We start from the raw sequence: 11,155 nt of genomic DNA on the forward strand, positions 1-11,155 counted from the left end.
GCCGCCGCCCGAAGCCGATGTACTGCCTGTACCGCGGCTTGATCTCGGCCCTCGGCCGGTCCTGAGCTTTTTGGTCGGTACGCAAGCCGGGCACTAGACAAACCTTGCCCAATGCCCGGCTGTATAGGTCGTTATACACCATTCAGCTGACCGAGATGTCGTCCGCGTAGATCGGGCTTTGGCCGTACCAACCGTGGATGTACACCGTCACCGCGCCGGACGAGCCGGTCGTGAACGGGACGGTGAGCTTGGTCCAGCTGGAGTTGGGCGTCCACGAACTGGCCGTCGCTCCCCCGCGGACCCCGGCGTAGGCGTAGCCGCCCTGCACCCACGCCGTCAACGTGTACGCGTGGTTCGGCGCGAGCGTCAGGTTCTGTGCCGCTTCCCCAGTGGTCGACGCCGTCGGCGCCACCTGCAGTGCGTGGCTGCCGGAGTGCACCGGCGAGGACACGATCGTTCCCCCGCTCCACGGGCTGAGCGCACCCGTTTCGAAGTTGCCGTTGACGACGCTGCCGGTCGGGCTGGTTCCGTTGACTGTCAACGTGTATGTGGCAGTGTGGCTGCCGCCGTCCGGTGTCGTGCCGGTGATGGTCAGCGGGTAGACGCCGGGCTGCGTCGCCGCCGTCGTCGTGATCGACAGGTTCGCGCTGTCCCCTGCCTGGACCGTGGCCGGGCTGACCGACGCGGTCACACCGCCCGGTGCACCGCTCACCGAAAACGAAACCTGTTGCGCCGCACCGGAAGTCACCGCGGTGGTCACCTTCGCCGTCGCCGAACCGCCCGGGTCGACCGAAGCCGAGGCCGGGCTCGCCGACACCGAGAAGTCGTTGCCCGGCACCGGGGTTCCGCCGCTGAACGGGGCGAACGTGTGGCTGAAGTACCAATTGTCCTGCGGGATGCCGGAGCAGGTGTCCTGCGCGCCGGTGCCCGGGCAGCTGCCGTTGTCGCGCTGCAACGCCCAGAACGACAGCAGGTTGATGCCCTTGGACACGGCCCAGTTGTAGACGGTGGTCGCGTCGGCAGTGGTGAACGTTTCCGCCGCGCCGAAGTCGTCGATGCCCGGCATCTCGGTAACGCCGACCATCCCCCACAGCTGCTGCTGCGTCTTGTCCGGATACAGCGACGCCAGCTGCGACACCAGACCGGCCGCGGCGGTCTCAGTGTCCTGCGCCATCTCGTGGGTGGCGTTGTCGTAGTAGTCGAAGGTCATCAAGTTGACCACGTCGACCTTGGCTCCGTTGGAAACCGCGTTCTGGAGCACGTCCAGCCCGCTGGCGAGACCGCTCGTGGTGGTCGGCAGCGTGTAGGAGATCTGCAGCTGGCGCCCATTCGCCGCGGCCCAGTCCTGGACCTTCTTGATCGCCTTGTTCCGGCGGTCGATGCCGGCCGAATTGGTCAGCGAGTTGTCCTCGATGTCCAGGTCCAGGCGCGGCACGTCGTAGGTGGTGATCAGCGATTCGTACGCCGCCGCGATCTGGTCGACGTTCGTGCAGCTGTCGGCGATCTCAGTGCCGTTGTGGTCGGCCGTGTAGCCGCCGAACGACGGGATCACGTCCCCGCCGCGCGAGCGGATGGTGCGGAAGTCGGCACCGAACGTCGAATCCGACACCGGCAGGCCAGCGTCGCCGTTCCACAGGACAGTGCACGAACCCGAGGACGCTGTCTGCAGGAACGCCATCGTCAGGTGTTTGACGCCGGCCTCCTGGGCCATCGCCGCCGGACTCTGGCCGTTCCAGGATTCGAAGTAGGGCGCGAACACGTGGTCCGGCAGCGGCGTCGCGGCGTGCGCGGGCGCCGCGGTGGCGACCAGCACCCCGAGCGGAGCCGCGGCTGCGGCCAGGACAGCGGACAATCGTGACAAGTGACTTCTTCGTCGCATGCGGGCTCCAGTGCCGGAAAAGGGGCCGTGCGGCGGCGGCGCACGGCCGGAACCTTCCCAGAATTGGACTGGACCAGTCACCCGTCAAGGTCTAGACCACTAATGCGGCCGAACGGCCGGGTCGGATCGTCGGGCGCCACCGGGGCTCGGTGGTCCGCTGCCGGACCGCCGAGCCCCGGTGGGTCAGCCCACCTGTTCCTTCGCCGGAGCAGGCGCGCCGAGGGACAGCTTCGTCGACCGCGTGGTCAGCGAAATCGCCGCCGCGGCCAACGTCGACACCGCCAGGAAGCCGAAAGCCGCGGCGAATCCGAACCGGTCCGCGAGCCAGCCCATCACCAGCGGCGCCAGCACGCCGGCGAGCTGCCCGCCGGTGTTGACCAGGCCCATGCCCGCGCCGACGAGGTCGCGCGGCAGCACCCGCAGCGGCAGCCCGACGATGCCGATCGAGGCGAGGCCGCTGATGAACATCGCGACGGTCTGCAGCACGGTGAATCCGGTCGCCGAATCCGACAGCAGCATCGCGACGAGCACCCCGGCCGCCGCGACGAGCGCGGGCACCACGAGCCAGCGCGGCCGCTGGTCGAAGTACCGGCTCATCAGCCAGCCGCCGAGCAGCACCGCCGCCGCGCTGACCAGCTGCGGGATCGCCGCCGAGATCCCCGCCGCGACGAGCGACAGGCCCTTGGTCTCGACCAGGTACGACGGGACCCAGGTGATCATTCCGTAGGCGAGCATGTTGAAGCAGGCGAACATCGCCGCACAGCGGATCACCAGCCGGTTCCGCAGCACCTGCGACACGGGCACCTTCACCGGGGCGACGCGCGCCTCGGGCTCGGTCAGCTCGCGCGGCAACGGCGCGGGCAGCAGCCGCCACAACGCCAGCCCGACGATCAGCCCGGCCACCGCGACGATCCAGAACGTGTGCCGCCAGCCCGCGGCGACCACGAGCGGCGCGACCAGCAGCGGCCCGAGTCCGGCCCCGACCGAGTTGGACGCGAGCAGCAGCCCGGCACCGCGGCTGCGGCCCTCCTGCGTCGTGCGCTCGGCCAGCGCCTTGAACGCCGCACCGGGGAACAACGCCTGCGCGAACCCGAACGCCGCGCGCAGCACCAGCAGCACGACCAGACCGGGCGCGAACCCGGTCGCCGCGGTGAACACCGACCAGGCCGCCAGCGATATGACCAGCAACGGCCGCGCGCCCACGCGGTCCGCGAGCAGCCCGCCGGGCATCTGCCCGACCAGATAGGCGATCGCGAAGGCGGAAACGACCAGCCCCTGCGTGGTCTTGGACAGCCCGAACTCCGCGCCGATCAGCGGCAGCGCGACCGCGATCATGACGCGGTCGATGTAGTCGATGATGAAGACGCCGACCAGCAGCGTCAACGTGGTCCGTTCGGTCCGCCGCACGACCGGGGCGGAACTGCCAATGCTCACCGTCGGATCCTCCTTGATTCGGCGACGCCGCATTGTGCGGTCATGCACCCCCTCCGCGGCTTCGTCGGATCCACCGACAGTCCGGCCCCGGATTCAGCCGATCCGACGAAGAGCCGGTTTCGCGCAGGTCAGGCGCTCTCCGCCGAGGCGGCCCGGTTCGCGTCGAAGCCGGTTCGGTCCGGTCTTTCGCGCGGAAACGCCAACGGCGGGGCCGGGATTTCTCGTCCCAGCCCCGCCGTATAGTTCGTTATACACCCAGCTTACGCGCCGGCGAGCCCCCGGCGCTTCAGCAGCGGCTCGATCTCCGGCGCGCGGCCGCGGAAGGCCTCGAACGCCTCCATCGGGTCGACACTGCCGCCGCGGCCCAGGAGGGTCGAGCGGAAGTGGTCGCCGTTCTCCCGCTTCAGGCCGCCGTTCTCGGTGAACCACTCGACGGTGTCCGCGTCGAGCACCTCGCTCCAGATGTAGGAGTAGTACCCGGCGCTGTAGCCGCCGGAGAAGACGTGGTTGAAGTACGTCGTCCGGTAGCGCGGCGGGACGCTTTCCAGTGCCACGCCCGCCTTTTCCAGCGCCTCGGCTTCGAACCGCTGCACGTCCTCCACCCGGTCGTCCGGGCCGAGGCGGTGCCACGCCAGGTCGAGCAGAGCCGCCGCGAGGTACTCGGTCGTGCGGAAGCCTTCGCCGTACTGCTGCGCGGCCTCCAGGAGCTCGACCTGCCCGGCCGGCAGCGGCTCCCCCGTCTCGTGGTGTTTCGCGTAGTTGGCCAGGATCTCCGGCCACAGCATCCACATCTCGTTGACCTGCGACGGGTACTCGACGAAGTCGCGCGGCACGTTCGTGCCGGTGAACGTCGGGAACTCGACGCTGGACAGCAGCGAGTGCAGCGCGTGCCCGAATTCGTGGAACGCGGTGCGCACCTCGTCGAGCGAGAGCAGCGTCGGCTCCCCCTCGCGCGGCTTGGTCACGTTCAGCACGTTGACGACGACCGTGCGCCGCCCGAGCAGCCGCGACTGGTCCACGAAGTTGTTCATCCACGCGCCGCCGCGCTTGGAGTCGCGGGTGTAGTAGTCCATCAGGAACAGGCCGAGACCGCTGCCGTCGGCGTCGAAGACCTCGAAGATCCGCACCTGCGGGTGGTACTTCGGCAGGTCGTGCCGTTCGGTGAAAGTCAAGCCGTACAACCGGTTCGCGGCCGTGAACACGCCGTCGTGCAGCACCCGGTCCAGCTCGAAGTACGGCCGCAGCGCCGCGGTGTCCAGCTGGAACCGCTCGCGCTCCACCTTCGACGCGTAGAACGCCCAGTCCCACGGCTCCAGCGTCGCGCCCGGCACGTCCGCTTCCAGCAGCTGCTGGAGTTCCGCGGCTTCGGTGCGCGCGTTCGCGACCGCCACCGGCGCGAGCCGCTCCAGCAGCCCGCCGGCGGCCTCGACCGTCTTGGCCGTCTCGTCCGCGATCACGTACGCCGCGTGGTTCGGGTAGCCCAGCAGTGCGGCCCGCTCGGCACGCAGCCGCGTGATCTCCTCGACGATCGCGTTGTTGTCGTGGGCGTTTCCGCGATTGCCGCGCGACACCGACGCGGTGAAAACGCGCTCGCGCACCGCACGGTTTTCCAGCGAGGCCAGGGCCGCCTGCGCGGTGGGCAGCGTCAGGGTCAGCACGTACTTGCCTTCGAGACCACGCTCGGCCGCCGTCTGCGCCGCCGCCGCGATCGCGCTTTCGCCGAGCCCGGCCAGTTCCGAAGCGTCGTCGAGCACGACCGCGAGATCATTGGTGTCCCGCAGCAGGTTCTGCGAAAAACGGGTCTGCAGGGTCGAAAGCTGCTCGTTCAGTGCGCGCAGCTTCGCCTGGTCCTCTTCGGGCAGCCCGGCTCCCGCACGGCTGAAGTCCGTGTACCGGCGCTCCAGCAGCCGCAGCTCCTCGGGGTTCAGGCCCAGCTCCGCGCGCTTCCGGTACAGCGCGTCGATGCGGGCGAACAGCCGCGGGTTCAGGTGGATCGCGTCCTCGTGCGCGGCCAGCTTCGGGGCCAGCTCCGCCTGGATCTCCTGGACCTCGTCGGTCGCGTTCGAGCCCGAGATGTTGAAGAACGTGCCGGACACCCGGGTCAGCAGCGCGCCGGCCCGCTCGAGCGCCGCGATCGTGTTCTCGAAGGTCGGCTCGGCGGGGTCGGCGGCGATCCGCTCCACGTCGGCGGCGTGCTCGGCGAGCCCGGCCTCGAAGGCGGGCCGGTAGTGCTCGTCGGCGATGCGGTCGAACGGCGGCAGCTCGTACGGCAGGTCGCTGGGGACGGCGAACGGGTTGTCCGGGGAAATCATTCGGGTTTGCGCTCCTGGTTCTCCACAGGGTTCTCCGCGTGGTTCCGCCCACCCTACGGGGTCCGGCATCCGACGGAAGGACTGTCGATCGTCAGCGGCCCGTGCTTCCTCCCACGACGGCGTCGCTGGACGCCTTGGTGCGGCCGCGCTTCTTCTTGGGCGGGGGCGGCACGATCGCGGCCAGATCGCCGCCGTGCTCGTTCACCCGCAGCACGAACGGCCGCGTTTCGGTGTAGCGCACGACCGACACCGCGGCCGGGTCCACGACGATCCGCTGGAAGGCGTCGAGATGCTGGCCCAGCGCGTCGGCCAGGATCGACTTGATCACGTCGCCGTGGCTGCACACCACCCACACCGCGTGGTCGCCGTGCTCGGCGGTGACGCGGGCGTCGTGCGCGCGGATCGCGGCCACCGCGCGCGCCTGCATCTCGGCCAGCCCCTCCCCACCGGGGAAGACCGCCGCCGACGGATGCGCCTGCACCACGCGCCACAGCGGTTCCTTGACGAGAGTCTTCAGTTCCCGTCCGGTCCACTCGCCGTAGTCCACTTCGGACAGCCGCGGTTCGACGACCTTCGTCAGGCCCTGCGCGGCGGCCAGCGGCGCGACGGTCTGCTTGCAGCGCAGCATCGGCGACACCACCAGCTCGGCGACCGGCACCCCGGCGAAGCGCTCGACCAGGGCGGCGGCCTGTGCCCGGCCGGTGTCGTCCAGCCCGACCTTCGGGGTGCGCCCGGCGAGGACGCCCGAGCCATTGGCTGTGGACTTTCCGTGCCGGAGCAAGATGACCGTACTCACGACGCCACCCTAACCGGTGATGCGCGGGTTCAGCCCCCGGCGGGTCCCGCGTTCGGGTCGAGCACGCCGCCGAAGACCAGGCCGAACAGCACCACGCCGAGCACGACGCGGTAGATCACGAAGGGCACGAAGCTGCGCTTCTTGATGTAGGCCATCAGCCAGGCGATCACCAGGTAGCCGACGCCGAAGGCGACCAGCGTGGCCAGGATCGTCGGCCCCCACTGCGCGTTCTCGCCGTTCTTGCCGATGTCGGTCAGCTTGTACAGCCCCGAACCGAACACCGCGGGCACCGCGAGCAGGAACGAGTACTCCGCGGCTTCCGACCGCGTGTAGCCCATCAGCAGGCCGGCGCTCGTCGTGCCGCCCGAGCGCGAGACGCCCGGGATCAGAGCGAGCGCCTGCGCGAAGCCGTACGCCAGGCCGTGCGGCACGTTCAGGTGGTCCAGCGTCCGCTGCTGCTTCGCGGTCCGGTCGGCGAACAGCAGGATCAGGCCGAACACGATCAGCGTCGCCGCGGTGATCCGCAGGTCGCGGAACGCCCGGTCGATCTCGTCCTGCAGCAGCAGGCCGAGCACGACGATCGGCAGCGAACCGACGATGATCAGCCAGCCCAGCCGCGCGTCCGGCTCGCGCCGCCAGTCCGGGCGGTAGAGGGAGAAGAACCAGGCGCGCAGGATCCGGCCGATCTTCGGTCCGAAGTAGAGGATCACCGCCAGCTCGGTGCCGATCTGGGTCACCGCGGTGAACGCCGCGCCCGGATCGCCCCAGCCCGCCAGCGCCGCGACGATCCGCACGTGCGCGCTCGAGGAGATCGGCAGGAACTCCGTGAGCCCCTGCACCAGCCCCAGGACCAGGGCCTCGAACCATCCCATCAGGCCGCTCCCGCCGGTTCGCCCGCCCGCACGGGGCGCAGTCCGATTCGCACGGTCGCGAACCTATCGGGTGGTTCGGGAAGACTCCCGCGAGGGCGCCGGTCCGACACGGGGCGACCTTGATCGGGCCGGGACGGGTCCGCCGACTACGCTCGGCGGTCGTGGAAAAGCGACAGCTCGGCCGGTCGGGACTGCGGATATCGCGGATGGCCCTCGGCACCATGACGTGGGGCGGCGACACCGATCCGGACGAGGCGGCCAGCCAGCTGGTCGCGTTCGTCGACGCGGGCGGCACGCTCGTGGACACCGCCGACCTCTACGCGGGCGGCGAGGCCGAGCGGATGCTGGGCGAACTGCTGTCCGACCTGGTGCCGCGCGAGGACATCGTGCTGGCCACCAAGACTGTCGCCCGCCGCACCGACGGCCCCTTCGGCGGCGGTGCTTCGCGCGGTGCGCTGCTGTCCGCGCTCGAAGGGTCGCTGCAGCGGCTTCGCACCGACCACATCGACCTGTGGCAGCTGCACGCGTGGGATTCCGGCGTGCCCATCGAGGAAACGCTCTCCGCGCTCGATTACGCCGTGTCGAGCGGCAAGGTCCGTTACGTGGGCGTCTCGAATTACGCGGGCTGGCAGCTGGCCACCGCCGCCTCGCTCGCCACGGTGCCGATCGTGTCCGGGCAGTTCGAATACTCGTTGCTGGAGCGCGGCATCGAACGCGAAGTCGTCCCGGCCGCGGCGCATCACGGGATCGGCGTGCTGCCGTGGGCGCCGCTCGGCCGCGGCGTGCTCACCGGCAAGTACCGCACCGGGACGCCCGCGGACTCGCGCGGCGCGTCCGCCGAGTACGCCGGATACGTCGAACACCACCGCACCGAGCGGGCCGCGCGGATCGTGCAAGCGGTCACGACCGCCGCCGAAGGCCTCGGCACGTCGCCGCTCGCGGTGGCGCTCGCCTGGGTCCGGGACCGGCCCGGAGTGGCCGCGCCGGTCGTCGGCGCGCGCGACACCGGCCAGCTCACCGGGTCGCTCGCCGCCGAGGACTTGACGCTCCCGCCCGCCATCCGCAGCGCGCTCGACGACGTGAGCGGCATCGACTTCGGCTATCCGGAACGGGGCACCCGGTGAGCCGCAGGTGTCGGCTCGGTGACACGGACGTGACGGCTCGGCGATCCTGGAGGATATTGGAGGGACCCGCTCGCCGGAGTTCTGCTGGAGGTTTCAAGGTGCGTCGGCTCACCGCCGCGTCGCGGATCGCGATCCCGCTGGCCGGTGCGCTCGCGCTGTCCGCCTGTTCGTCCTCGGCCCAGCCGAAGGACAATCTGCAGGTCGTGGCCAACCCGACGGCCGCGCAACCCGCCGTCTCCCCCGCTCGCTCGGTGCCTCCGGCCGGGCAGGTGCTGCCCATGCCGGTGGTGTCCGCGATCGCGGCCGACCAGCAGAGCCACACCCTCGTCGTCGCCCTCAAGCAACCGGCTGAGCTGCGGATTTACGATCTCGGCTCGCTCGGCGCGCCGAAGACGACCGTCGCCCTGCCCGGACCGGCGGAATCGCTCACCGTGTCCGCGGGCCAGGCGCTCGCCGGGATCCCGGGCAAGGGCGTGCTCGCGCGCGTCGCGCTGCCGAGCGGGCAGCTGACCGCCGAGAAGATCGCCGGGCAACCGGCCGCCGCGGTCGCCGACGGGCCGGACACCCTCGTCGCGGTCCGCGACCGCAAGGCCGTCGACGTGCTGACGAGCGGTTCGGTGGCGAAGACGATCACCGGGCAGCTCTACAGCGCCGACGACGTGGTCGACACCGGCAACGGCATCGTGGTCCTCGACCGGCTGCGCACCGCCGTGTTCAGCGTGGACGTGCAGGCCGGGACCATGGACGAAGGCCTGCGCGCGGGCGACGGCGCGGCCAACGCGGTCGCCGACTCCTACGGCCGCGTGCTGGTCACCGACGCGCGCGCGGGCGCGCTGCTGGCGTTCTCCACCAACCCGCTGATCCTCCGCCAGCGCTACCCGGTGCCGGGCGGCGCGTACGGCCTCGCCTACGACGCGAAACGCAGCCTGGCGTGGGTCACCCTGACCGGCCGCAACCAGGTCGTCGGCTACGACGTCCGCGGCGGAGAGCCCGTCGAGAAGTACCGATTCCCGACCGTGCGCCAGCCGGACACGGTGGGCGTCGACGACCAGAGCGGCCGCGTGTTCGTCGGCTCGGCCGCCGGAGAAGGGACCCAGGTGATCCAGCCATGACGACAGTCGACGAGGCGGTGGTCGAAGGGGATTGGGAGTATCGCCGCCTGCGCCTCCCCCCGGCGGTGTCCCGGCGCGCGGCGATGATCCAGCTCTCCATCCACGCGGAGTTCGCGGGCTGGGAACTGCGCACGGTCCGGCTGTACGCCGACGGGACGCGGCGGGTATGGCTGCGGAGGAAGCGCTCAGCGGCCGACCATTCGACGGGGCTACCGGTCTGACAACCGCTGGTGAGCGGCTATGCCGGTTCTCGCCGGGATGAACGCTCGCGGGCCCCTGGAGTTTCGGCTGCGCCGCGCCGTCAGCTGAGCGCGGCTATCCACTCCGTCCACTTGGCTTCTTCCGCCGCCGCGTCGACGTCTGGGGCCACGAGGTGGTGAGTCGCCACCAGCGGGCCGCGAAAGCCTTGCATGAAGCAGAAAAGCCCCTCGTCCGTGCGGATCCCGACGGTCTGGTCGTTGACCGCGTACACCGCGCCGTCCGACCCGGCCAGCCGGACTTTCGCGCCGACGGTCAGCTGTTCCACACCCACTTCTTTCGCCAGCGCGGCCCACAGCGCCGGCCAGTCCGTGACGACGTTCGGCCCGAACGCGGTGACCGGCTTCGCCATCCGGCCCGGGAAGTGCTGCACGAATTCCACCAGGTTGCGGAAGAACAGCGCGCCGCCCGCCTGCATGGCCTCGAACTCGTCGGCCCAGTCGTCGCCGGGCAGGAAGCCGCTCGTGACGCAGCGGATCACCGAACTGCCGCCGTCTCGTCCCTCGACCAGGAACTCGTAGGCGATCCGCCGTCCGTCCCGTTCCGGCTCGCCGCCGTAAGCCAGCCGGTTCGGCGGGTCCCACGCGGTGATCGGGTGCGTCGGCTCGTAGGCCGCGAACGCTCCGCGCACCGCGCCGCCGACCCCGCCTTCGACCTCGTTGCGGCCCATGAACCAGGAGTCGATGCCCGGCCCGGTCGCGATCGCGGCCCAGACCTGCTCCGGTTCGACCGGGACCTCGGCGACGTCGACCTCCCGGAATTCCTTACCCATGCTCGTTTTCCTCCCCCATCGGCACGCTCGGGTGCACCGCCAGCACCACGCGGTGCACGCGGCCGTTCTCGGCTTTCTCGTCGTGGTATTTCCCCACCAGCGTGGTCACGGCCGTCGCCAGTTCCTCCGCGAACGCGGCCCGGTCGGCAGCCGAAGCGAACCGCACCTCGCCGTCGAGCGCGAAGGTGGCCACGCGCTTCTTCGCTTTCGCCGCACCGGTGATCAGGATTCCGACGTCGCGCACCAGCCGTCCGGCGACGGCCAGCAGCCACCGCGCCGACAACCGGTCCGGCGACTGCGCCGGGTCGGGCTGCACAGCCGCGAGCGCGGACGGCGAAATCACGTACGACGCCGCGGTCGCCCGCATCATCCGCTCGGTGACGTTGCCCTTGCGCCGCTCTTCCACCAGCTCCACGAGCCCGTGCTTTTCCAGCGCGCGCAGGTGGTAGTTGACCTTCTGCCGGGGCAGGTCGACGCGGGCGGCCAGCATGGTCGCCGAGGCCGGCTGGGCCAGTTCGGCCAGCAGCCGGGCGCGGACCGGATCCAGCGACACCTCGGCCGCGGCCGCGTCCTCGATCACCGCAACGGGAAACATG

At 70.7% G+C, this 11,155-nt stretch carries 10 protein-coding genes; 3 read left to right on the plus strand and 7 right to left on the minus strand.

Annotation, left to right across the window (positions count from 1 at the left end):
* Nucleotides 1–142 precede the first annotated feature (142 nt).
* The 5 genes from ATK30_RS41370 to ATK30_RS41390 form a co-directional block, all read right to left on the minus strand.
* Entirely contained in the window at nt 143–1,879 is a 1,737-nt protein-coding gene (locus ATK30_RS41370) for a glycosyl hydrolase family 18 protein (protein ID WP_167442084.1), read from the minus strand.
* A 183-nt stretch (nt 1,880–2,062) separates the two neighbouring features.
* Nucleotides 2,063–3,313, minus strand: a complete 1,251-nt coding sequence (locus ATK30_RS41375) for an MFS transporter (RefSeq protein ID WP_208637562.1) — start codon at nt 3,311–3,313, stop codon at nt 2,063–2,065.
* A gap of 260 nt (nt 3,314–3,573) precedes the next feature.
* A complete protein-coding gene (locus ATK30_RS41380; protein ID WP_101440122.1) occupies nt 3,574–5,625 on the minus strand; it encodes a M3 family metallopeptidase in 2,052 nt (683 codons plus the stop codon).
* A 91-nt stretch (nt 5,626–5,716) separates the two neighbouring features.
* Nucleotides 5,717–6,421, minus strand: coding sequence for a histidine phosphatase family protein (locus tag ATK30_RS41385; RefSeq protein ID WP_101440123.1), 705 nt, complete (start codon nt 6,419–6,421; stop codon nt 5,717–5,719).
* Nucleotides 6,422–6,450: 29 nt separating this feature from the next.
* Nucleotides 6,451–7,293 (minus strand): undecaprenyl-diphosphate phosphatase, encoded by an 843-nt coding sequence (locus ATK30_RS41390; protein ID WP_101440124.1) that lies wholly within the window; start codon nt 7,291–7,293, stop codon nt 6,451–6,453.
* Nucleotides 7,294–7,454: 161 nt separating this feature from the next.
* On the opposite strand from ATK30_RS41390, the gene ATK30_RS41395 reads away from it, so the two are divergent.
* The 3 genes from ATK30_RS41395 to ATK30_RS41405 all read left to right on the plus strand — a co-directional run bounded on the left by ATK30_RS41395 (nt 7,455) and on the right by ATK30_RS41405 (nt 9,750).
* Nucleotides 7,455–8,417 carry an aldo/keto reductase gene (locus tag ATK30_RS41395; protein WP_167442085.1) on the plus strand — a complete coding sequence of 321 codons (963 nt, stop codon included), beginning with the start codon at nt 7,455–7,457 and terminating at the stop codon, nt 8,415–8,417.
* Between the two features lie 98 nt (nt 8,418–8,515).
* Nucleotides 8,516–9,529, plus strand: a complete 1,014-nt coding sequence (locus tag ATK30_RS41400; RefSeq protein ID WP_101440126.1) for a YncE family protein — start codon at nt 8,516–8,518, stop codon at nt 9,527–9,529.
* Entirely contained in the window at nt 9,526–9,750 is a 225-nt protein-coding gene (locus tag ATK30_RS41405) for a DUF5703 family protein (RefSeq protein WP_101440127.1), read from the plus strand. Before ATK30_RS41400 ends, ATK30_RS41405 begins: the two co-directional genes overlap by 4 nt.
* An 80-nt stretch (nt 9,751–9,830) precedes the next feature.
* Here ATK30_RS41405 and ATK30_RS41410 read toward each other — a convergent pair whose 3' ends face one another.
* Both ATK30_RS41410 and ATK30_RS41415 read right to left on the minus strand, forming a co-directional pair.
* A complete protein-coding gene (locus ATK30_RS41410; RefSeq protein WP_101440128.1) occupies nt 9,831–10,559 on the minus strand; it encodes an SRPBCC family protein in 729 nt (242 codons plus the stop codon).
* On the minus strand, nt 10,552–11,154 hold the full coding sequence (locus tag ATK30_RS41415) for an ArsR/SmtB family transcription factor (protein ID WP_101440129.1): 603 nt from the start codon (nt 11,152–11,154) through the stop codon (nt 10,552–10,554). Before ATK30_RS41415 ends, ATK30_RS41410 begins: the two co-directional genes overlap by 8 nt.
* Nucleotide 11,155: the final 1 nt, after the last annotated feature.

It is taken from the genome of Amycolatopsis echigonensis, assembly GCF_002846615.1.
Lineage (GTDB): Bacteria > Actinomycetota > Actinomycetes > Mycobacteriales > Pseudonocardiaceae > Amycolatopsis > Amycolatopsis echigonensis.